23 protein-coding genes and 5 pseudogenes are annotated in these 24,675 nt (G+C 65.7%); 20 read left to right on the plus strand and 8 right to left on the minus strand.

Features of this window, described 5'->3' with window-relative positions:
• The first annotated feature begins 120 nt into the window (after positions 1-120).
• Entirely contained in the window at positions 121-3,411 is a 3,291-nt protein-coding gene (locus ACFVJ3_RS15365) for a protein kinase (protein WP_378452830.1), read from the plus strand.
• Between the two features lie 201 nt (positions 3,412-3,612).
• On the opposite strand, the pseudogene ACFVJ3_RS15370 reads toward ACFVJ3_RS15365, so the two are convergent.
• Positions 3,613-4,145, minus strand: a pseudogene (locus ACFVJ3_RS15370) (phosphatidylserine/phosphatidylglycerophosphate/cardiolipin synthase family protein); the annotation flags it as partial.
• A 47-nt stretch (positions 4,146-4,192) separates the two neighbouring features.
• Positions 4,193-4,537 (minus strand): LysR family transcriptional regulator, encoded by a 345-nt coding sequence (locus tag ACFVJ3_RS15375; protein WP_378452831.1) that lies wholly within the window; start codon positions 4,535-4,537, stop codon positions 4,193-4,195.
• 256 nt (positions 4,538-4,793) lie between these two features.
• Here ACFVJ3_RS15375 and ACFVJ3_RS15380 point away from each other — a divergent pair, with 256 nt between their 5' ends.
• The 8 genes and pseudogenes from ACFVJ3_RS15380 (at position 4,794) to ACFVJ3_RS15415 (ending at position 10,776) form a co-directional block, all read left to right on the plus strand.
• Positions 4,794-5,177: an SDR family NAD(P)-dependent oxidoreductase gene (locus ACFVJ3_RS15380; RefSeq protein ID WP_378452832.1), complete on the plus strand. Its 384-nt coding sequence runs from the start codon at positions 4,794-4,796 to the stop codon at positions 5,175-5,177.
• Positions 5,178-5,479: 302 nt separating this feature from the next.
• Positions 5,480-7,111: a thiamine pyrophosphate-binding protein gene (locus tag ACFVJ3_RS15385; RefSeq protein WP_378452833.1), complete on the plus strand. Its 1,632-nt coding sequence runs from the start codon at positions 5,480-5,482 to the stop codon at positions 7,109-7,111.
• A 92-nt stretch (positions 7,112-7,203) separates the two neighbouring features.
• Positions 7,204-7,323 (plus strand): annotated as a pseudogene (locus ACFVJ3_RS15390) (MBL fold metallo-hydrolase); the annotation flags it as partial.
• 176 nt (positions 7,324-7,499) lie between these two features.
• Positions 7,500-7,693: pseudogene (locus tag ACFVJ3_RS15395) on the plus strand (glycohydrolase); the annotation flags it as partial.
• A gap of 207 nt (positions 7,694-7,900) precedes the next feature.
• Positions 7,901-8,104 carry a hypothetical protein gene (locus ACFVJ3_RS15400; RefSeq protein WP_378452834.1) on the plus strand — a complete coding sequence of 68 codons (204 nt, stop codon included), beginning with the start codon at positions 7,901-7,903 and terminating at the stop codon, positions 8,102-8,104.
• A gap of 474 nt (positions 8,105-8,578) precedes the next feature.
• Entirely contained in the window at positions 8,579-9,136 is a 558-nt protein-coding gene (locus tag ACFVJ3_RS15405) for a hypothetical protein (RefSeq protein ID WP_378452835.1), read from the plus strand.
• An 88-nt stretch (positions 9,137-9,224) separates the two neighbouring features.
• A complete protein-coding gene (locus ACFVJ3_RS15410) occupies positions 9,225-10,073 on the plus strand; it encodes a DUF6884 domain-containing protein (RefSeq protein ID WP_378452836.1) in 849 nt (282 codons plus the stop codon).
• Between the two features lie 76 nt (positions 10,074-10,149).
• Positions 10,150-10,776 carry a hypothetical protein gene (locus tag ACFVJ3_RS15415; RefSeq protein WP_378452837.1) on the plus strand — a complete coding sequence of 209 codons (627 nt, stop codon included), beginning with the start codon at positions 10,150-10,152 and terminating at the stop codon, positions 10,774-10,776.
• Between the two features lie 280 nt (positions 10,777-11,056).
• On the opposite strand, the gene ACFVJ3_RS15420 is transcribed toward ACFVJ3_RS15415, so the two are convergent.
• A complete protein-coding gene (locus ACFVJ3_RS15420) occupies positions 11,057-11,836 on the minus strand; it encodes a hypothetical protein (protein WP_378452838.1) in 780 nt (259 codons plus the stop codon).
• Between the two features lie 262 nt (positions 11,837-12,098).
• Here ACFVJ3_RS15420 and ACFVJ3_RS15425 point away from each other — a divergent pair, with 262 nt between their 5' ends.
• Positions 12,099-13,322: a cytochrome P450 gene (locus tag ACFVJ3_RS15425; RefSeq protein ID WP_378452839.1), complete on the plus strand. Its 1,224-nt coding sequence runs from the start codon at positions 12,099-12,101 to the stop codon at positions 13,320-13,322.
• A 305-nt stretch (positions 13,323-13,627) separates the two neighbouring features.
• Here ACFVJ3_RS15425 and ACFVJ3_RS15430 read toward each other — a convergent pair whose 3' ends face one another.
• Positions 13,628-13,873, minus strand: coding sequence for a helix-turn-helix transcriptional regulator (locus ACFVJ3_RS15430; protein WP_378452840.1), 246 nt, complete (start codon positions 13,871-13,873; stop codon positions 13,628-13,630).
• Positions 13,874-14,159: 286 nt separating this feature from the next.
• Here ACFVJ3_RS15430 and ACFVJ3_RS15435 point away from each other — a divergent pair, with 286 nt between their 5' ends.
• From ACFVJ3_RS15435 to ACFVJ3_RS15445, 3 genes and pseudogenes are all read left to right on the plus strand, one after another.
• On the plus strand, positions 14,160-14,513 hold the full coding sequence (locus ACFVJ3_RS15435; RefSeq protein ID WP_378452841.1) for a hypothetical protein: 354 nt from the start codon (positions 14,160-14,162) through the stop codon (positions 14,511-14,513).
• Between the two features lie 29 nt (positions 14,514-14,542).
• A complete protein-coding gene (locus ACFVJ3_RS15440; RefSeq protein ID WP_378452842.1) occupies positions 14,543-14,794 on the plus strand; it encodes a hypothetical protein in 252 nt (83 codons plus the stop codon).
• Positions 14,795-14,846: 52 nt separating this feature from the next.
• Positions 14,847-15,155 (plus strand): annotated as a pseudogene (locus ACFVJ3_RS15445) (3'-5' exonuclease); the annotation flags it as partial.
• A 102-nt stretch (positions 15,156-15,257) separates the two neighbouring features.
• On the opposite strand, the gene ACFVJ3_RS15450 reads toward ACFVJ3_RS15445, so the two are convergent.
• Genes ACFVJ3_RS15450 through ACFVJ3_RS15465 form a run of 4 tightly spaced genes read right to left on the minus strand, consistent with a single transcriptional unit; the run spans position 15,258 to position 21,287 of the window.
• Entirely contained in the window at positions 15,258-15,680 is a 423-nt protein-coding gene (locus ACFVJ3_RS15450) for a hypothetical protein (RefSeq protein WP_378452843.1), read from the minus strand.
• Positions 15,677-17,821, minus strand: a complete 2,145-nt coding sequence (locus ACFVJ3_RS15455) for a hypothetical protein (protein WP_378452844.1) — start codon at positions 17,819-17,821, stop codon at positions 15,677-15,679. The genes ACFVJ3_RS15450 and ACFVJ3_RS15455 overlap by 4 nt, the downstream gene beginning before the upstream one ends.
• Entirely contained in the window at positions 17,818-19,623 is a 1,806-nt protein-coding gene (locus ACFVJ3_RS15460; RefSeq protein ID WP_378452845.1) for a hypothetical protein, read from the minus strand. Before ACFVJ3_RS15460 ends, ACFVJ3_RS15455 begins: the two co-directional genes overlap by 4 nt.
• A gap of 59 nt (positions 19,624-19,682) precedes the next feature.
• A complete protein-coding gene (locus ACFVJ3_RS15465; protein ID WP_378452929.1) occupies positions 19,683-21,287 on the minus strand; it encodes an integrase in 1,605 nt (534 codons plus the stop codon).
• Between the two features lie 50 nt (positions 21,288-21,337).
• Between ACFVJ3_RS15465 and ACFVJ3_RS15470 the strand changes: the two are divergent.
• The 7 genes and pseudogenes from ACFVJ3_RS15470 to ACFVJ3_RS15500 form a co-directional block, all read left to right on the plus strand.
• A pseudogene (locus tag ACFVJ3_RS15470) lies at positions 21,338-21,709 on the plus strand (3'-5' exonuclease); the annotation flags it as partial.
• Positions 21,710-22,077: 368 nt separating this feature from the next.
• Positions 22,078-22,308, plus strand: a complete 231-nt coding sequence (locus tag ACFVJ3_RS15475) for a hypothetical protein (RefSeq protein WP_378452846.1) — start codon at positions 22,078-22,080, stop codon at positions 22,306-22,308.
• Between the two features lie 39 nt (positions 22,309-22,347).
• Positions 22,348-22,542, plus strand: a complete 195-nt coding sequence (locus tag ACFVJ3_RS15480) for a hypothetical protein (RefSeq protein ID WP_054248534.1) — start codon at positions 22,348-22,350, stop codon at positions 22,540-22,542.
• A gap of 83 nt (positions 22,543-22,625) precedes the next feature.
• Positions 22,626-22,940 carry a hypothetical protein gene (locus ACFVJ3_RS15485; RefSeq protein WP_378452847.1) on the plus strand — a complete coding sequence of 105 codons (315 nt, stop codon included), beginning with the start codon at positions 22,626-22,628 and terminating at the stop codon, positions 22,938-22,940.
• A complete protein-coding gene (locus ACFVJ3_RS15490; RefSeq protein ID WP_378452848.1) occupies positions 22,933-23,340 on the plus strand; it encodes a hypothetical protein in 408 nt (135 codons plus the stop codon). Before ACFVJ3_RS15485 ends, ACFVJ3_RS15490 begins: the two co-directional genes overlap by 8 nt.
• A 161-nt stretch (positions 23,341-23,501) precedes the next feature.
• The gene (locus tag ACFVJ3_RS15495) at positions 23,502-23,771 is read left to right on the plus strand and encodes a hypothetical protein (RefSeq protein ID WP_378452849.1); all 270 of its coding nucleotides are present in this window, start codon (positions 23,502-23,504) and stop codon (positions 23,769-23,771) included.
• Positions 23,772-24,231: 460 nt separating this feature from the next.
• Positions 24,232-24,645 carry a hypothetical protein gene (locus ACFVJ3_RS15500; RefSeq protein ID WP_378452850.1) on the plus strand — a complete coding sequence of 138 codons (414 nt, stop codon included), beginning with the start codon at positions 24,232-24,234 and terminating at the stop codon, positions 24,643-24,645.
• The last annotated feature ends 30 nt before the right edge of the window (positions 24,646-24,675 follow it).

A 24,675-nucleotide genomic window follows, 5' to 3' on the forward strand; every position in this document is an offset into this window, starting at 1 on the left:
AACCACATCGATCACCACCGCTCGGCCTCAACAGCGATATCCTGAGTGCACGCTGGCCGTGAGTTGCACGTATGAACACACGTCGCGGCTGGTCTCCGGATGAAGTGAGTTGTGCAGCCGATGGACCGAGATGATCCGCTCGACACGCAGCGTTCCGGGCTCCTTTCGGTCGCCGCGGAACTCGAGGCGGCCGGATTCGAGAAGGCCCAACAGATCGGGCGTGGCGGATTCGGGGTGGTGTACCGCTGCACGCAGCCGGATCTGGACCGCACGGTGGCCGTGAAAGTTCTCGGCACGGAACTGGACGAGGAGAACCGGGAGCGGTTCTACCGGGAACAACGGGCGATGGGTCAACTCACCGAGCACCCGAACGTCGGCACCGTCCTGCAGGTCGGCACCACATCCAGCGGCCTGCCCTACATCGTCATGCCCTACTACCCGCAGGGCACGCTCGACATGCGGATCCGGCGGCAGGGACGACTCCCGCTGGACGAACTGCTGCGGCTCGGGGTGAAGACGGCCGGCGCCGTCGAAGCCGCGCACCAGCTCGGCATTTTGCACAGGGACATCAAACCTGCGAACATCCTGTTCACCGAGTACGACGAGCCGGTACTGACGGACTTCGGCATCGCACACATCTCCGGCGGCTACGAAACCGCCGCCGGCACCATTATCGGCTCACCTGCGTACACCGCGCCGGAGGGGCTCAGCGGACACGCGCCGACGCCGGCATCCGATATTTATGGTCTCGGCGCGACACTGTTCAGTGCCCTGACCGGTCACGCCGCCTTCGAACGCCGCAGCGGCGAGCAAATTGTGGCTCAGTTCGTGCGCATCACCACCGACCCGGTTCCGGATCTGCGTGAGCACGGCATCCCCGCGGATGTATCCGCCATCGTCGAACAAGCAATGGCGGCCCGCCCACAGGACCGCCCACCGACCGCGGCCGCGCTCGGCGACCAACTCCGCGGTGCTCAGCTCGGCCACGGTTTCCCTGTCGACCAGATGGCCCTGCATCGCAAGTCAGGTGCCACGCGGGTCCCGGTGCTGCGAGTTTCGGGCGGCTCGGGGCACACGTTGCTCGGTCAGCGCCCGTCCCCCCTGCACGTGATCCCCGGATCTAAGGGAAATCTTCCCGTGGAGCTGACCAGCTTCGTCGGGCGGCGCGCCGAGCTCGGCGACGCGAAGACGCTCTTGACGGCCTCCCATCTGGTGACGTTGACCGGGTTCGGGGGTGTCGGGAAAACGCGTCTCGCGCTGCGGGTGGCGGACAGCCTGAAACGCGCGTTCGCCGACGGAGTGTGGCTGGTCGAACTCGGCGAACTGTCCGACGGATCGATGGTGGTTAACGTGGCGGCTGCCGCGCTCGGGTTGCGGGATCAGCCGGCGCGACCACTATTCGACGTTCTGCTCGAATTCCTGGCAGCGCGGCAACTGCTGCTGGTTCTGGACAATTGCGAACAACTCGTCGGGGCGGCCGCCGAGTTCGTCGAGACACTCCTACGAGGATGCCCTCGTTTGCGGGTTCTCGCGACAAGTCGTGAGCCACTTGGGGTCGGGGGAGAATCGGTTCTCCGTGTGCCCCCTCTGACCGCGCCCGACCCCGACCGCCAGCCATCAGTGCAGGCGATGCCCCGCTACGATGCAGTGACCTTGTTCGTTGAGCGTGCCGCCACCGCAGTACCCACCTTCGCGCTCACCGACCGCAACAAGAACGCGGTCACTCGGATCTGCCACCGGCTCGATGGATTGCCGCTACCGATCGAGTTGGCCGCCGCCCGGCTGCCGGTGTTGTCACCGGAGCAGATCCTGCAGCGGCTCACCGACCGTTACACCCTCCTGACCCGCGGCACCCGACGCGCGCCGTCGCGGCAGCAAACTCTCCGGCTGTGTATCGACTGGAGCCACGAGTTATGCACGGAACAAGAGCAATTGGTGTGGAGCCGGTTGTCGGTATTTGCGGGCAGTGTGGACCTCGCCGCCGCCGAGCCTGTCTGTGGTGGGGGTCTCGCTCCGGAAGAGTTGCTCGATGCGGTCGCCTCGTTGGTGGACAAGTCCATCCTGAACCGAGAGGAATCCGGTTCGGCAGTGCGCTTTCGCATGCTCGATACACTGCGCGACTACGGCCGCGAAAGACTTCAGCAGGGAGGCGAAGACCTACTAGTGCGACGCAAGCACCGGGACTATTACCGGCAGTTGGTGCTCGACGCAGAGGCCGAATGGATCAGCTCCCGCCAACTCGACTGGCTCGCCCGCCTCGAGCGAGAACAACCCAATCTGCGGGAGGCGTTGGAATTCTGTGTTTCCGATGGCGCCGCTATCGGACTGGAGATCGCGGCGGCGCTCTATCCGTATTGGAGCGCGCGGGGCCTTTTCAGCGAGGGGCGACACTGGCTGGATCGGCTCCTGGCTTGCCAGACCGCACCATCCACGGCCGAGCAGGTAAAGGCGCTTTATGCCGGTAGCGCGTTGGCCGAGATACAGGGCGACCTCGAGGCCGAGACCGCCCTGGTGGCCAGGGCTCGCGCACTGGCCACAACCCACGACTCCAACGCCCAGGCGCTGATCGCGCGTGCTGATGGGTTCCTCGCTTTGACCAAGGGTGATTTCCCCCGCGCGACCGCATCGCTCGAGCGTGCACTACACCTGATCGGAACCCAGGAGGACTTCCAGGCGATCAGTGCAACGGTGTTACTCGGTATGGCGTATGACCAACTCGGCGACACGAAGCGGGCGATCGACTGCTTCGAGCGGGTGCTCGCAGTTACCGAGGCGCGTGGCGAAACGATCTATCGGTCGTATGCGCTGCGGGCCGCAGCTGTCGCGATGTGGAGGCAGGGTGAGCGGAGCGGCGCGGCACCGCTGCTCGAACAGGCACTGCGATTGGCCCACCGTGTGGGGGACCCCCGCACCGCCGCCTCCTGCCTAGAGTTACTGGCCTGGATAGCCGACAGCAAGCAGGGCGCACGCCGAGCCGTCGTGCTGATGGCAGCCGCGCAGGAGTTGGCGCTGTCCATCGGTAGCTTTACAGTCTGGTTTCCTGACATGCGCGTCCACCACGAGGAATGCATGCACAGTACCCGTCGGGTGCTGGGAGACCGCCGGTTCGACGAAGCCTGGTGCGAAGGGCAGGCCTTGGATCTAAATGCTGCCGTCGCCTACGCCCTGAACGAACCCCTCGCCGCGAAATCTGCTTCGCCTCAATCAATTACGCAGCCAGCGCTGACCAAGCGAGAGTTGCAGGTCGCCGAACTAGTCGCCACAGGGCTAACCAACAGGGCAATCGCCGAGCGCCTGGTCATTTCGCCCCGCACCGCGCAAGGACACGTCGAACACGTACTCGCCAAGCTCGGCTTCACATCCCGCGCGCAAGTCGCTGCATGGATCGCCGACCGGGACTCGCCGGGGTAGCGTCCCGGATCCTCCGAGGACAGTGTTGATGTTCACTTCCGGCTCCCAGGTGACCCCGATTTCCTCTGGCACATCACCGACTGCCAACCCAGCCCCGCGGAGGAACATGAGCGCGCGGCCCATACCAGCCGCCGCACCACGTCCGTCGGGCCGACCGCGAAGTACCAGCTCGACTGGTTCCGCCTCGACAGTGGCAGGGCAGTCGGGTTCGACGTGCTTGTGGCCGTTGATCCCTGGTATGGGTACGGTCCGGCCGATCTGCCGATGGCGGTGGCGTTGTCGAGGAACGCCTGGTCGACCGCGGTGACTTCGTCGATGCCGTCGTTGAACTTCCGGCGGCGGTGTGATGACCGGGGCCTCGTCGGCGATGGTCGAGCTATGAGGGTGTTCGCGGAGCCGATGACCGCTCGCCGGTTGGTGGCGATGACGCCTGTGTGCAGGTTCGGAGACGACAGCACCCGGCCACCGGCGTCCACGCAGCGGGCGAGCGCGGCCGGTGAGGTCGCGTGGATGCGGAAGGCGGCCCTGGAGGCGTCGACGACGAGGATGTCACCGGCACGCAGTGGCAGCAGTGTGGGGCGTCTTCGCCGAGGTGGGCGATGGCTGCGTGCCGAGGTCCCCGCGTCCGGATGGCGCGGGTGACGTGCGGCCAGGGGTTCGCCCTGGAATGTGGTCCCATATCTCGGACGGAGCGGGAAGTGTGGACCGCTCGTCGATCTTGAGGGGACATTGATCCATGGGTTCCGAGTTGGTGGTGCGCTGATGGCGGTTGTTGCGTTCTCTACGGCTCTCTACTGCGGCGCGGCGCGGAGGTACCTGCCCCGTCCAACACTTGACGACGATGCCGGGATGACGGTCGCAGAGGGTGCTCACGAGCTGGGCAACGGGTCGACGGCGAGTGACAAGAGTGCCGCGACATCGAGGCGTCCGAAGATACGGTCGCGGACCGAACTGCCCTTCGCCACTTCGACGTCGGCGAGAATTTGTCGCGCCGGACGGCGACGGCCACGCCGCACGGCGTCAAGGTGAACTGGCGGTCCGACCGGTCGACGAGTTGGACGCCGAGCCGACGCTCCAGGTTGCGGATAGCCATGCGGCTTGGAGGGTTGGGAGATGTACAGTGCATGCGCCGCTTTGGTTCATACCGCCATGATCGATCACGCCACTAAGAACTCCTCGCAGGTCCACAGCCGCGCCCCACGGCATCGCCGGTCGAACAAACCTTGCTCGTGGCCTGCTGTCATAGGTTTTCGTGATACAACCGAACACTTCTCGATCTTGGTGTGGGTCCCGTTGGTGATGGTGGACTAGAGGTCACCGATTCTCAGCCCGAGCGGAGCGGAGTGGACGATGGACCTTGGATTGCGCGAGCGGGTCTTGTGGTGACCGCTTCGGGCGGGCTCGGGTACGCAGCAGCCACGTCGTTGCTGGGCGAGGCGCGCGCGGCGGTCAGAGGGCGCGACACAACGCGCCTCGACGCCGTGACCCGTGTACTCGCGGAGTCCGGCGGCGAGGTGCTGCCGGTGCCCACCGATTTGCCGCGGAACGAGGACCTCGAATCCCTCATCGCAGCGACGGCGGATCGCTCGGGGCGCATTGAAAGAATAGTCAACGCCGCCGGCGTGGACACCGGGAACCGGTTCGAGAAGATCACCGACGAAGAATGGATAGCGGACTACGAGCGCGAGTTCCTTGCAGCGTCCGTGCCCTCCGTTATGCCCCGCCACACCTTCGAGAGACCGGGATGCAGTGGTCAATGTGCTTAGCACCGCGGCGCGCGCGCCCGGCAAGAAGCCACTTCGCCGCTACGGACAGCGGAACTCAACATGACCAAGTCGGCAGCGAACGAGGTTGCGCGCGAAGACATCCGCCATGCTCTGGGAAATCATCCGCAGCGGGCAGATCATGCCGGCCGTCGCTGCGCGCCGTGACGTCGCGGACTATCTGAACGAAAAGGCGGCTCCGCTGGGGATTCCGCTGGGGAGGGTAAGTGAACCCGAGGAGTCGGCGACACCGCCGCCGCCTCAGTCCCGCAATCTGACCCGAGCAACGACACGACAGGAACGTAATGAAGACTTTCGAGGTAGCGGCGCAAACTCTGTCCAAGCAGGGAATTCAGACGATCTTCGGGCTGATGGGGGACGCGAACCTCGCGTATCTCGGTGCGTATGTCGAGAACGAGGGCGGCGAGTTCGTCGCAGCGGTCGCGGAGGGCAGCGCAGTATCAATGGCCGACGGGTTCCATCGGATGACCGGTAAGGTCGGGGTCGCGTCGGTAACGCACGGCCCGGCCGTGACGAACTGCCTGACCGCGATCACCGAGGCCGTGCGAGCACGTAGCCAGGTTCTCCTGATCGTGGGGGACACCCCGAACGTCCACCACCACTTTCAGAACCTGGACATCGAAGGATTCGCGCGGGCCGCGGGCGCACAGTACTTGAGGGTGCGCACCCCTGACGTCGTGTCGGCAGATATCGCGCAGGCACTCACGCGGATCAGATCCGAGCACCGTCCGCTGCTGCTCGACATTCCGTACGACTTATTGGAGAAGCCCGCGCAATACGCGGCGGCACCGCAACCAAGCGCGGCGCGGCCGACGAGCCATCCCGACCCGGACGTGATCGACGATGTGCTCGGGATTCTACTGAGCACCCAGCGTCCGCTGATCGTGGCGGGGCGCGGGGCGGTCTCCGCCGGCGCACGCGAGAATCTGCTACGGCTCGCACGTCTGCTCGACGCCCCGGTGATGACGACGCTGCTCGCGAAGGATCTGTTCGCCGGTGTGCCGGAGAACCTGGGGGTTCACGGGAACCTGTCCCACGAAGTGGGTGCGGCGGAGATCGCACGGGCAGACTGCGTCATCACGTTCGGGGCGAGCCTGAACACCTTCACCACCGACAGCAATACCCTGGCCAAGGGCAAGACCGTGATTCAGTGCGACGACCGGCTCGAGGCGATTGCGCGGTTCGGCCCGGTGTCGGTGGGGGTGATCGCCGATGCCGCGCTGGCGGCGGGCGCGATGTGCGAGCGACTCGAGGACGCGGGACACACTCCGGCCACCGGCAGGGTCACTGCCCTCGCGCAGGAAGTAGCTGCGGCACAACGTCACCCGTATCGCAGCATCACCGGAAACGGGACGGTCGACATGCGCGACGCGATGGCGTGGCTCAGCGAGGCCGTCCCGGCCGGTGCGCAGGTGGTCACCGACATCGGGCGCTTCTGCCTCGCGGCATGGAAGCATCTGGAGGTGACGCCGGGTAGGTTCACGGTGCCGGGCACTTTCGGGTCGATCGGGCTCGGGATCGCCACAGCGGTGGGCGCGGCAACGGCCCGCCGGGACGTGCCCACGGTCTGCGTGGCCGGGGACGGCGGCGCGATGATGGGATTGATGGAACTGTCCACCGCGGTGCGGTATCAGCTGCCCTTGGTGCTCGTCGTCCTCAATGACAACTGTTACGGCGCGGAGTATCGGAAGCTGGCCGAGGTCGGCCTGGATCCGTGCCATTCGCAGGTGCGGTGGCCCGAACTCGCGGATATGGGCCGATCCCTAGGCGCTCACTCGGTCGTCGTCCGGGAGCGTGACGACTTCACGGGGGTGGCGGCGGCGATCTCCGCGGGCCGGTACCCGCTACTGGTGGAGGTGAAGGCCGACCCGGCCCGGCGCAGACCGGCGAGCGGAGACGTCGACCCGCACTCGTAGGTTTCGTGAATAACCCAGGCGGGTCTACATCGTTGTGGTGTTCGTCACCTCGGTAATGGACTGCATGCCAGGCACGATGAAGGGGCAGGCTCATGGAGGTGACTGGAGTACGACAATCGGACGCGTGGCGCCGGAGCGTCATGCCACCGATGGAGGCGGTGCGTCCCGGGCTGTGGTCGATTCCCGTGCCCATTCCCGACAGTCCCCTGCGGTTGCACGGTCATCGAACTGTATCTGGGGCGGGAAACCCCTCTGCGCGAGGGACGCTCGGCGCCCTGCAAAGTTGGCACCCGGAGCTACCCGGTGAGTGCGTCCATCAGTTCGGTGGCCAGCAGTGAGGTGCGAATCGAAAACCCGTCTCGGGCGGCGACGCTCCCGCGCTGACTCGCCCCAGGCGCCCGCCTGGGCCTCGACGAGCAACGGCGACTCCGACTCCATCGCCTGCATCGCCGGCGGAATCATCGGCTCTGCGCACCCTGAGCCCGACTACTGGGCGGCGAACGGACTCAATCCGACTTTCGAGCCCCGCTACAGGAGCTCGCCGCTGCGGCACGTCAGGGGACGTGTCGTCTGCACTGGTAAACGCGATATCGACGATCCGCCACCAGCTCGTTGATCGGGATTCGCTCCAGCGCTTTGCCCGTCGGCACGACCTGTGCCGGCGGGTATTTCGCTATCTAGGCGCCACCCCGGCCGCCCTGCCGGTGTGATCTGTTGAACTTCTCGCGCCGCCAGGAGGCACTTCCCTAGGTTTGACATAACAGCGTGACGCTGTCAGGTGATTCTTGAATGAACCACGAAGACAACGGGGGAGCCGCCATCTATGACCTGCCTATGACCAACCTGCACGAGGCCTTGGCGCAGATCGACAAAGCGAATGCACGCCTGGCACGCAACAACATCGCCGAGCGGTTCACCTACGACCTCGACCCCTACACCCGCGAGGAGACCAACGCCTCGGCATCACCACCGCACAGGAACGCGTGCGTCTGATCCTGTCCGCCCCGCGGATCGGATTCGACGGCTGGGTATTCGTCGCCCGCCTGGTCGAGGAGGAAGCCGGTTACGTGACCTTCTGCGCACCAGGGCAGAACCTCGTCGGCTGGGCCCGACCGGACACCCCGCACTGCGACTACTGCGGCAAGTCCGCCGCCGCGCCAAGCTGTACGTGCTGCGCCACACCGACACCGGCGAGATCAGGCAGGTCGGCGCCAGCTGCATCACCGAAGTTCCTCGGCGTGAAGGTCGCCGGGCTGTGGACCCTCGAATACGACCTTCGGCGAGCACCTGCCCGCACTGGGCGGCGAGGAATGGGGCGACCCGGTAACCCGTGGAGATCGGTCGCTGCACAAGCGCGACACCATCGCCCTCGCACTGGCCTTTTCCGAGGGCGGGCGCGGCTACATCTCCCGCGCCCGGGCCCGCGACCGCGAGATCCCCGCGACCGCAGACACCATCGCGACCGCGGTGTGGGGACTGCAGTTCATCCGCAACCAGGAGGTGCGCCGCGAACTCGCAGAAGGGGTGACCGAGGCCCGCCGGATCCGGACCGAGCAGCCCGAGCTGATCGACGCAGTCCTGGCCTCCGTCGAGACCGTCGACCAGGCCAGCGATTACGGGATGAACCTGCGGACCCTCCTCGCCGGAGAGTACGTTTCGGCGAAGTCGGTGGGTATCGCCGCGTCGCTGGTGGCGGTCTACGCCCGGCAGCAGCAGCACGAGGCTGAACGCGCCACCATCGCTCCGGGTTTCGTCGCCCCGACGGGTGCCAAGGTCACCGACCTCGATGCCACCGTCACCGTCTCCCGCATCATTCCCGGCCACTACGGCGCGAAGACCCTGCTGGTGCTGCGGACCGAGGGAAACCAGCTGGTCAAGTGGTTCGCCACCGGCCTGCGTGACTTCTCGCCCGGCCAGCGGGTGCGGATCCTGCGCGCCACCGTCAAGGACCACGAAACGTTCCGCGGCCAGGACCAGACAGTGGTCACCCGCGCCAAGCTCGAGGACCTCGAACCCGCCGTGTAGTGGGCACTCCAGAGCAGACCCCAGGCACGGCGCGGAAACCGGAACATCCAGGGCCTCCCGCCGTCGCCGCCCCCGGAAGGACTCCGCCATGCCTCCAATGATTCGCCCGCACTTCAGTTACAACGACCCCACTCTCACCCCGCCGGAACCGGGCAAGGACCTGGTTCTCGAAGTAGGCCTGATCTTCTCCCGTCCCGGCATCGGCCCCAAAGGTGGTGGCCAGTACGCCGGCATCCCTCTGTCTGTCGGCCCAACCACAACCCTGTTCCGTCGTCACGACGGTATTGAGATGCGCCTGCCGAATACCGATTTGTTGCTGTGGCACACGCCGTTCCTCACACAAGCCCACTACCGCGGCGTCACAGGCCTGCACCGACGACCTGGGTGGGAATGGCTGACATGGACCCTCGCCGACCATGTCGCCTACGACACGGCCGTCGCAGCGGTCCCCGCGCATGGCGTCGTCCCCGTCACCGACCGGGCGGAGGCTTCGCCTCTGGTGATCGTGCCGTGCGGTGGACGCAAACGCGGCGAGCCAGCCCCCGCTGGAGCTCTCTATACTGGCTCCTACCACCGACTTTGCCAAGAGGCTGCCCGCCGACTGGCACCCCTCGAGGACATCCGCATACTCTCCGGACTGCACGGCTTACTCGACCTCGACACAGTCGTCGCCCCGTATGAGATGCGCCTCGGCCGCCCGGGTTCCGTCACCGCCGACACCGTCCTCGCTCAGGCCTCTGACCGAGGACTCCTCGGCGCGCCGGACGTCGTCGTGCTGGCTGGGCGGGACTACACCCGGATCGTCACCGCCGTATGGCCACACTCCCGCACTCCGCTGGCCGGCAGCCGCAGCATGGGTGAGCAGCTGCAGCGCCTTGCAGCAATCGCTGCTGGTGGGAGTCTCGACCGCATTGGCCTGCATCAGAAGTCGGCATGAGCGAGAAATGTGGGTATGCCGCGCTACATTTCCCACTGGGCAACTCATGCCCGGTCTTGGTAGGGAGGAGACAAGAATGCTGATCGTTGCAATGCTCGCTCTGGGGGTGGCATTTCTGGGCGGGGCGCTGTATCCGCTGCTGGGGGTCGTTCGGAGCTGGAGTGATGGGGATCGATCCAAGAACCAGTCGATGGTCGCAGCCATGTCGCTCGTCGCCCTCTACGGCCTGCTGTTCCTCTACTCCGGGGTAGCAGGGCTTTTCGGCGCGCGGCTGTCCGCCACAACCATCCTCACCTTCTTCGCGGTAACTGTGTTGGTCGGTACGGTCTTCGCGGCCGCGAGCGTGTATACGAAACGCCGCGCATGGTCGTTGGACAACGAATTACGGGCCGCGTCCGGCCGCCCCGACCGACGTCACTGGATGCCGCCGCTGTTGGTTGGACTCGTGTGGCTCATGGGCGGATTCATTGCCCAGTTCGGCGTGCTGCTGCTGGTGGCCAGCCTGAGTGTTGGGGAAAGCTCGGCTGAGTCATCGCCGGACGACCTCGGCGTGATCGTTGCGCTTGTGTGCATGGCTGCCGTCATGGTGATAGCGGCTGGTGCTGCAGGCATCCAGAAGTGGCGGTTGGACCGAGAAGAGAGCCGACTGCGGGTATCTGACCGCGTGATGGCGCAGCGAGGACACGGAGGCGGAAGAGGATGAATGAAGACGACAGCATCGCGGCAACCGGCCACCCTGACGACGCCGGCCACGGCGATCACCGACCTCAGCGAGACGATCACCACCCGGACTGTTGCATACAGGGAACTGCGTAAGGCCTGACCTGGAATAACGAAACCCCAGCCCCTCCCAGGGCTGGGGTTTCGTCATGTGGTGGGCGAGGATCGCGTCAGCTGAGTCGTCTGGACCCCAGATGTGCGGGGGACGTGTCATCACGGCAGGTCAACCGATGTTGTTGGCGCAAACTGAGCTTCCCGGTGAACTACGTCGCAGGGGTGCGGGCGTCGACGAATCGGCGGATGACCTTGTCCCATCCCAATGACTCGAGGAGTTCCGCGGCGGCGGCACGTGAGGTGAGTGACCTCATTACGTCGATGTCGAGGTCGCCGGTGGTGCCCAGGACGTCGTCGAGGCGTAGGCAATCGACGTACCCGTAGTCCGTCCAGGGTTCGACGTGGCTGTCCCAGTCTGCGGTGTCGGCGTACGGCCCACCGAGACGCAGCTTTCCGCTGCGGTGGATCATCACGTACCGGGGAACGACCTGCATCGTCTCGTCGGCATTGGCCAGGGTCACCTCGGGGTCGGCGGCGGGATCTGCGCTCGCGAGTCGGCGGTCGTAGGACGCCGTCTTGACCGTTGCGACCTCGACCAGCGCCCGCACGTAGACCCAGCGGGCCCGCTCGACCGAGTCCGCCCACGCCGATTCCTCGTCCGCGCAGGAGAACATGTTCTCGGCTGGAGTGTGTATCAGCAGCCGCGTCCCCACCCGCTCGTGATCGACAACCAGATCCGCGTCGACGATCAATTTGTCGTCGTGCTCGCGGGCCCCGGTGATCGTCGCCACCGCGAGCACCTCGCCATCAGGGGCGGTGATGAACAGTTCACGCTCGGAGCGGACGCTGTCGGCATCACCGGGAAACGGGCCGCGACCTCTGGCGAACGCTTCGTGCTGGGTCAATCCGGCCCGAAACCCCGCTTCGGTCACCCCCAACGGATGATCGCGCACCTCTCGCAGGTCACCGAGCCGGACCCTCGACGTCACAGGTCGATCCTCCCCAATTCATCGCCGGCACACCGCCGGAGCACCGTTGGATGGTAGCTATTGACCTGCGGCGATGCCCGATAAGTGTGGCCTAACCGGTGTGAAAAGATGTGGGCCGAGCTCAGCCCCTCGAACTCGGCCACGCCGATGATCGTGTCCCACCTCAACCACTTCTGGGGCGCTCCGTTCGTGTCGACGACACCGCCGAACCATTGTTTCCCAGTAGGGTCGCAGGCAATGTACGACCGACCGAGGGGGACCGGTGACAGGTTCTGCATCCGAAAAGGCCATCTCGTCCGCATCACGCGTGTTCTGGGATCGCAGTTTTGCGGGCCGTCGCGCGATGTTCGAGGAGCTTCGTCAGCGGTCGCCGATCGAGTTCCACACGGAAACAGCCGGTCCGGGCTTCTGGTCGGTCGTCGGATACGACGACGTGGTGGCGGTGAGCCGGAACCCGGAGGTCTTCTCCTCGGCCAAGGGCTTCACCATCGACGACATCCCAATCGAGATCCTCGAGTTCGCCATGTCGATGATCGCCATGGACGACCCCCGTCACCGGCGTCTGCGGGGCATCGTGCAATCGGCGTTCACCGCGGCCTCGGTGCGGGGCATCGCCGACCGGGTGCGCGGCTATGCTGCGCAGATCGCCGCGGACCTGCCCCGAGATGCCGAGTTCGACTTCATCCCCGACGTCGCGACCCGGTTACCGGTGCAGGTGATCTGCGAGTTGATCGGGATCCCGGAGAGCGACCGGCCGATGATCGTCGCCGCGGCGGCCGACGTCATTGCCGGAGGCGGTGATCAGGAGTTCGTCACCGCACCCGGCGGCGCGGCCGGCCTCGGCCAGATCTACGGCTACGCCCTCGAACTGGGCGAGAAACGCAAGGCGGATCCCGGCGAGGATCTGACGTCCCGGCTGGTGTCGACGGTGGTGGACGGCGAGGCCCTCACCCCGGCCGAGTTCGGTTCGTTCGTCATCCTGTTGATCACCGCGGGTTTCGAGACCACCCGGCAAGCGTTGGCCTGGGCGTTGCATCTGCTCAGCGAGCACCCCGGCCAGAAAGAATTGCTGCTCGCCGATTTCGCCGGCCACATCGACAACACGATCGACGAGGTGATCCGCTTCGCTTCCCCGGTGCCCTACATGCGGCGCACCGCGACCGTCGACACCGAGCTCGGCGGCGCCCATATCGCGGCGGGGGACAAGGTCGTCATGTGGTACCTGTCCGCGAACCACGACGAACGCATCTTCGACGGTCCGGGCCGGTTCGACATCACCCGGGCGAACGCCGGCAAGCATCTGGGTTTCGGCGCGAAAGACATCCACCACTGCCTGGGTATGAACCTCGCACGGCTGGAGCTGCGTGTCATGCTCGGAGAACTTTTCACCGCCCACCCCGCACTCCACGCGGTGGGCGAACCGGAACTGCTGCTCTCCGCGTTCGTCAGCGGCATCGATTCACTTCCAGTCCGGACACGTGCCTGACGGTGCCCGAGGCGTCACCTCGACCACAGGATGAAAGAAGCCTGACCTGCGAAGATGACATGTCCCCTCCGCTCTGACTCCCAACGGGACATCGAAGAGTCACCGGGGTCACTCGCGCACTCCGGTATCCGACTTCGGAGAATCGTCTAGCGGCAGAGTCTCCGAACGCCGAAACGCCCCGTCCTCGCAGTGAGGACGGGGGCGTTCTGGGTCGGAAGAGATAGCCGGCGGGGCAGGGACATGTCATCTGTGCAGCTCAGGGCAAAATTCTGACTCCAGTGTCATCGAATGCGGGCGAACGCCAATCACTCTGAGCGTCGGCGCCGAGGCTTCTGTACATCGGTGCGCGCGCCCTGTCCGGGTCTGTTGTTGGCCCACTCGATGACTTCGCCGCGCTTCCACAGCGGCGTTCGCCCGATCTTTTCGACCGGGGCCGGTGCCTGCCCCCGGGTGACATACGAGCGCCACGTCGAGGCGGAGATCTCGGTGCCGGACTCGGCCTTGATCAGGTCGATGCACTCCTGCGAGGTGAGCCTGTTCGGGTTGGCCATCTCAGATCTCCGGATGGGTAGTGGCCTGCACCGCGGAGTCGCAGACATACGGCCGAGTGAACGATGACGACTTACGGGTGCAGGGCGGCCTGCAGCCGGGCGTAGTCCGGTGACGCGGGGGTTCCATGCGTTAGACCCTACAGCTCGAGGATGTAACGCCAGCGTGCCCGCCTGGGGCATGTGGTATCTCTTCATACTTGCAACAATACAGCGTCACAATGTAAGGTAGTGCTCGAAGGTGAACCTCGCCAAGGGAAGACGGTGCGAAATTACGCAGGCAGCAGATGTGAATACGCGTCCGATCGAGTTCGCGAAGGGAGACCTGGTCGCGTGGGCCGTGCGCCCAGGCGTCTACACCGTGGTCACGCGGTCGCGGGCATCGGTGGTCCTGCTGCCAGTGGTGCCCGAGCCGTACGCCACGCCTGACGGCGGATGGATCACCCATCCGTCCACATTGCGCCCCGTCGACTTCGTCGAGGTCGGACGCGCCGCACACGCGGAGGGGGAGACCCTTTCTCCCGCCCTGAGTGCGGTAGTGCGCCGCGCACTCGAAGGCCTGACCCTCGGCGACGGACTCGGCCGCAAGATCATGTCCGACTTCGTCGACGGATGGACGGCCGCGAGCCTCGCCGAGCGCTGAACAGCAATGCCAGCAATCGAGGGGGAACCATGACCGATCAACTCGTCCAGGACCGCAATGTGTTGGACCTGCGCCCCGGCGACGTCGTGCGCGAACGCAATGTCGACTGGCCAGAGCCGTTCACCGTGGGGGAGTTCTACGACTACACCGTCGCCGAAATCGACCGCGTCAACACCACCACTGTGCACGTCGCCATCGTCACCGACGGATTCCCCGGCGCCGTGCCCTACAGCCCCGACCAGTGGGTGACCGTCGTCGAGGAGGCGAAGGCATCCCGATGACCCGAACTGCATGTCGGAGGGTGCCGTCACGATGGCCACCGAGGAGAAGACGATGACCGCAGCAGAGAATGGTCCCCGGGAATGGGCGAGGCGCATGCTCGCCCCGGGCCGTGCGGTCATCCTCGATACCGAGACCAGCGACCTCGACGGATCGATCCTCGAGGTGGCCGTCATCGACGCGGCCACCGGCGCCGTCCTCCTCGACACCCTCGTTGATCCCGGCGACGTGCAGATTCACCCCGCGGCGGCGGCCGTGCACGGCATCAGTGCCGCCCAGCTCATCGGGGCTCCGGACTGGCCCACCGTGTTCTCCGCCCTCGCGGCGGTCACCGCGGGCCGGGTCGTACTCGCCTACAACGCATTCACTAGGCAAGTCGTTTGTCGGACGGCGGTTTGTCGGCTCGCGGAAGCTACTGACGGCCGATGAGTCTGTTCGTTGGCCTCGGGCGTCAGGTCCCCCGGATCAATCGTGTCCGTGGGTGCGCAGTCTGGCGACGTTGCCGAGATCAGTGAGTTCCTCGCGTGCTTGCTGCAGCTCGAGGGACAGTTCGGCGATGATCTTTCGGAGAATTTCGATCGTGGCTCTTTCGTCCGCCAGTTGCTGTTTCGCATCGGTCAGGGCCTCTTTCAGGGCGTCGTGCTGCTCGGAGAGTTGCTGGTGAGAGACGGGTGTGCAGTTCTGAGCTCTGAGTCGGGCCTTGTACTCGTCGACGAGATCGCGGTGGTCGTAGACGACGTCCCGCCGTAACCCGGACTCGGTGATCAATTCTGTGGCGGTGAGTTTGCCGGAGGTGGAACGCAGTGGGATTCCTTCCAATAACCGGGTCGCGGCTGCACCAATCGCTGCCCGTTCTTCGTCACGATCGCGGAACTTGCGGTTCGTCACTGGTTTTCCTCTCGCGACTGCTCGTGTTTTTCGATGGTCGTTCTGAGCGCGGCGGCTTGGGCTGCGGCGCGATCGCGTAGTGGCCGTGGCGCGAGTGGGTCGTCGGCGTGGGTAGTCAGCGTCGGGAGCCGCTCGCGCAGGTGCTGGATATCGCGATCGGTGTAGGCAAGGTTGACGCAGTTCGTCCGGCACTCGCTGTCGTCGGGTGCGTCGCTGTCGGGAAGTCCCATCGCCAGCTTTGCCTTTCGGCAGGCCGCTGTTTCCTTTGTCCACACGCAGGTCATGCCGTCGCCGTGGTGGACATTCGGGTCGGCGTGGGCGAGCAGCCGCTCGGAATTGCGGACGCCGGTGACCACTTGGCCCGCGAAGGCAGCCGCCCGTGCGACACGCGTCTTGTATTCCTCGGCTGCGGGGCCGCTGACGTGCTCGCCGTCGTCCAGGAACGCCCGGTCCTGACCGATCTGCTCGAGCACGAGTTCGAGTCGTTCGATGGCCAGGCTGTCCATCCAGCCGGTGTCGGCGTCTCCGGCGTACGAGAGGGTGATCTTGGTGGCGAGATGGCCGTACTGCAGGGCGGCGGCGATCAATCCACGCGGTCGACGCACGATGAAATGGGCCAACGTCCGTCTGAAACGAGAGACGTGTAGGTGCCTTGTCGGGTCGGACGGGATCGGAACACTGCCGTCGGAGGTGGTGACGTTATGGTTGATCCAGTCGATGAACGCGCCAATGTCTTGTGCAATGTAGTGCCCGGTCCGGGTATGCGTCTCGGCGGCGCGTAAGGGAGTGCGTCCATAGGTAGGTGGGAAGATCAGTGGGTGCGGGGTGAGTTGTTCGAGGAGCGCGATCGCATCGTGCACCGGTTGGACGACCACCCATGGGCGCGCCCACGGGTCGTCTATGTCTCTGTCTCCGACGTCGACGAGCGGTGTGCGGCCTTGGCCTTTGCCGCGCCTGCCGAGCAAGAGGAGTTCGCCGGTGTCCGGATCGGTGGCGCGGCAGCCGCGGCGTAGATTCAGCGCCTCGCCCGGACGCAGGCCGCTGAGGTAGCACACGATCACGAACCCGGCGGCAGTCAGAAACCGCACCAGATGTGGCAGTTCCTTCGTGGTGATCGGTCGGTTGCGCCACGGGCGACCGTTGATTGTGCCGGTGATTGTCGTGCCGTGCACGGGGTACTCGGTGAGTGGTAGCCCGGACTCAGCGACCATCCTGCGTTGGCGGTCGGAACTCAAGCGTTCGTAGGACGGATTCAGGCCCAGCAGCCGGCACAGGTGGCTCTCGTCGAGTTTTAGTTCACCGTCTGAACGGTGTTTGCCGGGTAGTGCGGTGCCCTCTCGCACGCCGTCGGAGAGGAACACCGCGAGTCGTTGCCGGATCGGCAGTCCAACGAAGCGGGCTTGGGAGGGGTGGCTGCCCTGCAGGATCTGCTGATGGTTCCGCCATGCGTCGACGATGTCCGGGCCGATGTTTTCGACCATCCGCAGCGACCAGGCCAGTAGCGCCTCCATGGTCTCTGCCGCGATTCGCGGGGTTTTGTTCACCCGCGGAGCCCGCGGCAGTTTGACCAAGTTGTCGCCCGAGGCCCCGCCCCAGGGTGCCGAGGTGGCCAGCTGGCACGGCTCGGGCAGCAGATCGCGGTACGCGTGGACGAGCACAATAGTGTTGAGCAACTGACGTTTTCGAATCGCGGGAAAGTCCGCGGAAAGGACGTGAGTGCGGTAGGCGTCCAGCTGCCGATCGGTCAGTTCGCTGAGCCGGGTCAGGCCGCGACCAGCCATCCACACGGCCAACACCCGTAGTTGGTATGTGGTCTGCGAGATGGTTTGCACTGCGAGCAGATTCGCGCCGGTAAGTATCGCGCGCTGCGCCGGCACCGGATGGTCCAGCAGCGCCAGACACACTGTCTTGAGTGGCAGCACCAGCGCGTCCGGGAACTTCGCCCAGTGGACAGCCCAGACGCCCTGGTGGTCGTCCGGCTGGGCCGGTTGCAGAGCCCAGATGGGATCACCGAAGCGCGACAGCTGCTCGGCAGGAGTGCCGGGCCGGATCACTCGACCCCGCAGGACCGGCACATCTGGTGCGGGCCACGGCGAGTGAGGATCGCTTGCGGCCCGGTGTGGTCGGGGCGTGACGGTCATCGCAGATCCCATCGTCCATCGAGTACTTGATCGACCAATTTGCGTTGCACAGCGGTTACTTCGGCCCGTGCCCGTTCCTGCTCGGCCGGAGTGTAGTGTCCGAGGATCTCGTCGAGCTGAGCCAGTACCGGGGCATACTTCATCGCCCAAAACTGGGGATCCAGATGCGGCTGCAGCGCCGCGATCCGGTCGGCTGTGGCGATCTGTACCGGAAGGTGGTGAGGCAGGGCGCGAGCATTGCTGCAGTCCAGGCATTCCAGAAACGAGGCCGGGCATGGCATCCCTGCCTCGGCGATCGGACTGTTGGTGTGGTCGGTGCAGCCGGCGAGCAGTGTGTCGTGGACTCCGGACACCAACGCGGACAGGGCCGGGGCCGGGAGTGCGGCTTCCCGGGACGCCGCCGGCAGATCGGCCTGGGCGAGGGCGACGAATTCGGCGGTGAACACTGGCACCGCGTGATGGCGGCGGGCCTTGTCCACCTCCTGCCGCAGGGCAGACGCGACAACGGTTCGGGCGTCGCCGATCACGGCGTCGCTGCCCATCAGATATCGGTCGTTCATCGTCGACCGGATGTGCGCGACCGGTCGGCGGGTGCGTGCGATCGCGGTGTTGCGCAGCCAGCGGGTGTTGATCGGCGGCGGACCCTCGGCGGTTGCGGATGTGGCGGCCGGGAAGCCGTTCGTCTTCGCCCAGGCGACGACGTGGAACGGTTGCGGGCTGGACCGCCAGTACTCGCCTCTCTTGCTCGGCGATACGGTGTATGCGCTGAACGCTCGCTGGTGACCGCCGTGGCGGCGGGACAGTTCCGTCAGATCTAGGAGCAGCTCGTAGACCCGCAGCGGCGACCGGAACAGCCGACGATCGCCGTCATCGCCCTCCAGGATCCCAGCCAGGCTCGGCGGCAGATCTTCGAGCGCGGTCACCATGTGTTCACGGTCGGGCCCACGGCGGGGTTTGGTTGCCTCCAGCAGCGCGATGCCCGCGCTTTCCAGCGCTCGTCCATCGGGCCGATACGATGCGGCGGGCCACATGCTGACTGTGCTGAAGTTCTCGCCGGTCATCGCGGTCATCAGCAGCGCGAAGGCGGTCATCTCGTGCGGCGTCAAACACAGCAACGCCGCGATGTGTCGTACCCCGCCCAGCCCGTAGAGTGCATGCGCCGGCGCGCCCCGGCGCGTGCGAAGAACCTCGCCTCTCCGGTCGAACAGATCCAACTGCCGGGCGAGCGGATAGTCATCGTCATTCTGGGCGATCTTCTCGTCCCGGTATCGGCTCAGCAAGCTCCGGCCGCCGCGGATGCGGTCCCTCGCCCGCCTGATGTCGCGGCGCAGGGCGCTCGTAATCTGGTGCCACTGCGCATCGGTGTACTCGGTCGGCCGCGCCGGCACCGATCGGTCACGGTTACCTGCGGGTCGAGTGGTGATCAAGGCGGCCCGCACGTCCGCAGGTAGGTCGGGATCGTCGCGGAAAATGCCGCGCAGCGTATCGATGTAGTACAACTGCGACTGTAGACCGTGGTATCTGTCGTGAAATGCAATGAGATGCTGCGTGGTCACGGCGGAGGCGTCCCGAACCGGGGAAGCGCTCGCGGCGAGCACAGCGGCGAACTTGCACACCATTCCGTAGCTCTGGTCGGCGGATTTGATGCGTCTTACCGCGGCAGGCGGCCGGATACGTCGAGCGAATGCGCGTGCCAGCCACTGCTGCACCGAGGGCTGCACGGGAAGCTTGCTGAAGTCGTAAATCTTCTCCGCCCCGCCCTGTTCCTCGATGAACCTGACCGCGGTTCCGCCTTCGAGCACGAGCTCCGGTGCTCTCCAACCCTTCTCGGGAAGTGACGCGGATCGGCCCCCATGTCCCCTCAACGTGTCGGCGCGATCGGGGCGGCGGCAGCCAGAACACGTTCGCTGTCGCTGGCGATCGCTCGGACGAGGGTGTCGACCGCACTCGTCTCCTCCTCGTCCAGGAGCGACATCAGGTAGTCGACCTGCAGAGCGTTGAAGGGTTCGAGGTACGTGTCTTTCGTGGTCAACGGGTCCCGATGACCAAGCAGAGCGGCCATCTGGTACCAGATGTCGCCGAACTGATCCCGAAGGTCGGCAACCTCCGCGTCGGTGAACCCTTCGATGCGGTGCTGCCACACCGTCGACAGTATCGAGAACCACTTCAGCGCAAACGAGTGCCGCAACATGTGCGGACGACACCACAACGGACACTGAGCTTTCCGTTCGGTCCGCTGCTCGACGCGCAATCTCGGCCACGTCGCCGCGACCCACGCCTCAGCGACACGGGCGTTAGCATCCTGGAAGGTGTCCTCCCACCCGTGCGCCTTCTTCGGTAGCCCGTCGACCCGCAACCACAATGCCACCGGTTCCAGACCACCGGGGGAGCGGCGGAACAATCGTCGGCGCTCGTCCGGCCCGAGGACGTCGACCGGCAGTTGGTAGGTGCCATGCTCGCCCTCGATCGACAGCATCCTGCTGCGCGGGTTATAGGCGGTCACGATCCGCGCGCCGGGGATCCGGTCGTAGCGCCCTGCACGCTGCGCCCGTTCGACGATCTCGGCGCGCGAGCCCGACGTCGGGTCGGTGTAGGAGGCGATCGAACGCAGTGCGCTGCGTGGAATCCGGTACTCCCGTCCCTCCTTCTTGCCCTTGATGCACGCCGCGGACAGCCACGCTTTGGGAAACCGTGTCATGCCCGGAGCGGGTAGTTCGATGTCCAGCACGCTCGCCCACTCGGTGACCCGCAGCCCCGTGCCGTAGAGGCCGTCGACGAACGCCCCGTCCCGGTCCTCGTTGGCGCCGCGCCATCCCTGACGCCGCAACCCGTCGAATCCGTAGCCGCGCAGTCCCACGTCGCGCCATTGCTCGAATGCCGGCCGCAGCATCCACTTCACCTGCCGCCGATTGGCACCGGCAGGCCGCAGCGGATCGCGCTGCCCCCGAACGCTATCGGGCAATGAGTCGACGCCGAAATCGCGCCGACGTGCGGTGGTCGTGGTGGCGGGCATTGGATTGGTCACGCCATAGCGCGCCGCCGCCCACGCATAGAACGACTTCAGCGCGGCTCGGTCGGTATCGAAGCTGGTCGGCGCGACCCGGCCGTCATTGGTGAGATCGGTGAGCCTCCAGTGCTTGAAGGCCTCGATGTCGCGGAAGGTTGCGTGATCCCACCGCTGGTCGCACAGGCGCAGGAAGTTCAGCCACACCACCAACGCGAAGGCGTACCGGCGCCACGTCGAGGGAGTCGCATCGGCCATCCTGCCCGTGCGGAAGAACAGGTTGATCCGGGGATCAACCTCACCTGACGCCATGATGATGACCGGGGTCCCATGACGGGCACCGTTCCGCGACGCCCGTTCGTGCAGGTCGCCGAATCCAGCCAACTCCTCGACTTCAACGCCAGGTGGACCCGATACGAAGTCGTAGAACTCGACCGCCCAGCGCCCTGCATCACTCGTCACACGTCCTCCAGTATCCTGCCTCGACCGACAACTCTGAAGAGCCTAGAGAAAACGCATCATTTGATCAGAGCCGCATCCTGCACGACTGCCACCGCCACAGTCTCGACCCCCTGCACCTGGCGGACACTGAGCGGTGGGGGTGCGTCATGATGAAGCGCTCCCAGGCCGAAGGCGTCGAGAAGAACATCCGACTCGACGGTGCGCACCGCGCCTGCGGCGACGCAGAAGCGGCCCGCACAGTCCTCCAGGGCATCGCAGACGCCCCTACCGGCACTCCTGCACCCTCTTGCGGCCGAGACGCCGCTCACCGCCGTGACGCGGTCGCTACCACCCCTTCCGGCGAACTGCCCGCAGACGCGTCCTGCCCGGCTGACGCAGCCTCGTCGACACCGTCGGTGCCGGGCTCTTACCTGCATAGATGACACGTCCCCTTCGTTGGAAAGAAGATGACATGCCCAAACCTTCCGGCCACGACACTCCGCGCCGCACCGTTCATGTGATCGACCGCAGCGGGTGGGGAACCAGCGGCCTACCCTGCGATCCGTGCTCTCACGCTGATCTGGACGTGCCCCACTTGCCAAGGCCCGCGGGAATCCCGCAGAAACACCGCTTCCACGAGGACGGCGAATGGTTTACCTGTGACCGATGGGACAACCCGTGCGGCCACGTCGACATGTATGTGTCGGTCCTGAACGAATCCCGAAAAGGATAAAGGGCGTAGACCGGGTTTCTTTGCAGGACTTGATTCAAGGGTTGCAACATCGCATTGTCGCGCTGTAATGTAATGCTCGTGGGTCCGACACGGAAGGTCGCCGTCATCACCGCAGACATCGTCACCGCAGCTCGCCAGCTCGACTGGGGATCGATCGTGATCCGAGACGGACGGATCGCCGCGGTCGCCCTCGACGACGAGGTAGAAGGAGACGAAATTCTGGCGGACCACTTCGACCTGTGCGAACTGGCGGAGTCCGCGTGCGACGCCGCCATTGCGGTAGAGCTGAACGCGACTTCGCGCGACTGACCCGCAGACCCCCAGTAATCCCACTGACAAGGAGTTCTCATGTCCCATGCTCTCGCCGAAGCCATTACCCCGGACCACCCCCGCGACCGCATCGTCGGCGTGCACGGATACCACCGCGACGAGGCGGGTTCGCGGTTCGCGACCGTCCGCCTCGCCGACGGCTCCAAGGCCGAGATCGACCTCCTCGACATCTTCATCTCGCACCCGATCCGAGAGGTCGCCGCAGCGGCCTGACACATCCGAAAGCCTCACCTACCCAGTTGAAAGGACCCCGCAATGCACGTCGAAGCGAACACCGAAGCGGGGGAGGCGGAACGGTGAACGAGTATTTCCCGCCCGACTGGGACAACCGCCCCCGCGTCGAACCCTGGAACGGCCACATCACCCGTCAGATGTGGCTGGCCAGGGACAAAGAGGACCTGGTCGGCATCATCGAACTGCTCGGCCACCAGATCACCACGGCGACGCAAGATGCCCGCGACGCCGGCTATCTGGCCGACTGGCGAATCTTCCGGATGCTCGGCCAGGTGCGACTCGGCGCCCGCGTGTACAACAACCTCGCCCGCGCACACCGCCGCGGCCGCAAGAGCGTCCGGATCGATCAACTTCTCGCGGAGGCCACCGATGCCTGACCGCAACGACACACGCACCCCTCGCCGCGACTACCGCGCCCTGATCGACGGCCGAGAAGTTCAGGTCGTCGGCCACCTGCATACCTCCCCGCACCACCCCGACCGCGGAGCCACGATCACTCCGTTCGAGGATCTGGCCGAACCGGGTACCGGTGCACACCTGTTCGCGCTGGTCTCGGTCCGCTGCGCTACCGACGACACCACCGTCGACCTGAACACCGGTGCCAGCCACAGCAAGTACTTCGTAGGGCCTGTTCGGGATGCCCAACGGCACCAGTTGGTACCTCAGACCGGCGGTCTACGACCCGCGGCCGCGTACGTACTCCCTCGCCCCGCAGGCGCTCGCCGCCGGACTGAGCATCGGTGCACTGCACGACGACGTTCTCGAAATGGTCAGTGACGCTGGGTACGCTGCCCCCGCGGGTGTGCGGGTGCATGACTTTCCAGTGGGGGCCCCTGCACCCCGACAGCCGCGGGTTACCGCCCTGACCACCCGCAGTCTCACGAGAGGAAAACAGTGAACGGTCTTTTCTGCAGCGGCGAGTCGATGGACACCGACCGATGAAACGCGCCGCCTTCTGGGGGTGGGCCACGGCCACAACAATCCCGGAAGCCCTGACGAACGCGCTCGACGCCGCGGTGTCGACGATGCACCAGGAACTCGGTGCCGATGCGCACCCGGTCAACACCTCGCACACCACAACCATCCTCACCGATCAGGTCCACCAAGACCCAGGACTGCTCAAGAGCCTTCTCGGGAACTCGACGGCAACCGTGAACCGCGAAGACCACGCCCTGGTCACGGTCCTACTGATCGGCGAAGTCTGGTAGCCGCTGTCATCCGGAGATGACTGCAACGGGTGGCCGAACTCGCCGCACCTGCATAGCTCGTCGACCCCGACCACCCGTGCACTACCCAGGGAGCAGAGATGACCCCCAACGATCGCAACGCCCCGATTCCCGCCAACCGTCGTCATCGACGAACCAAGGCGCACCGCGGTCACCGATGCCCTCTTCGCCGAGCGCTACCCTTCCGCCACGATCGCCGCGATCGACGTCCGTCCGGTCGCCGACGCGATGAACTGACTAACGCAGAAATGCTAGTGAACTGCGCAGATGGCACGTCCCCGCTTCGGCAAATTCATCCACGAGGGAGACAAAAGGCCATGACTGCGGCCGAGATCGAGCTGGCGCTCGTAACGGCGGGATCGCCGCGGACGACCGGAGACCGCTACTGATCGGGCGTCCTCCGACGTGGGGCACCTCGTTGCCAGGCGAGGTGCTGCCCACGGTGACACGCGAAATCGAGTCCCTGCGCACGGAACTCGCGGTGCATGACGGTGACACCTCTCCGGTCGTGGGGATGTTCCGCCGGTACCTGGATCTGCTCGAACGCGACGGATTCATGCTTGCAGACCGCGATCGGTTCGAGATCCGGCGCCTGCTCCAGCGTGCGCGGCGCCGGGTGACGTCCACCGCGGTGTTCCTGACCGGTGTGGTGGCGACGATCCTCGGGGTCGGTGGCGCCTGCATCCTGATGGACTACACCGCCGCCGGGCTCGGCCCGGCCAGTTTTCTCCTCGGGGCCCTGGTGGGAGCCGTGATCGCCGGTACCGTGATGCGAGTGGGCACACGTGAGCTGGAGTCGTGGACAGCGCACCTCGCCGACACCGTGATGGCACGTCTGGACGAACGCCTGCCCTGACCCCCTTCGCGGTCCCTCGAGACCGGGAGC

The organism is Rhodococcus sp. NPDC127593 (assembly GCF_042671975.1).
Classification (GTDB): Bacteria; Actinomycetota; Actinomycetes; order Mycobacteriales; family Mycobacteriaceae; genus Rhodococcus_F.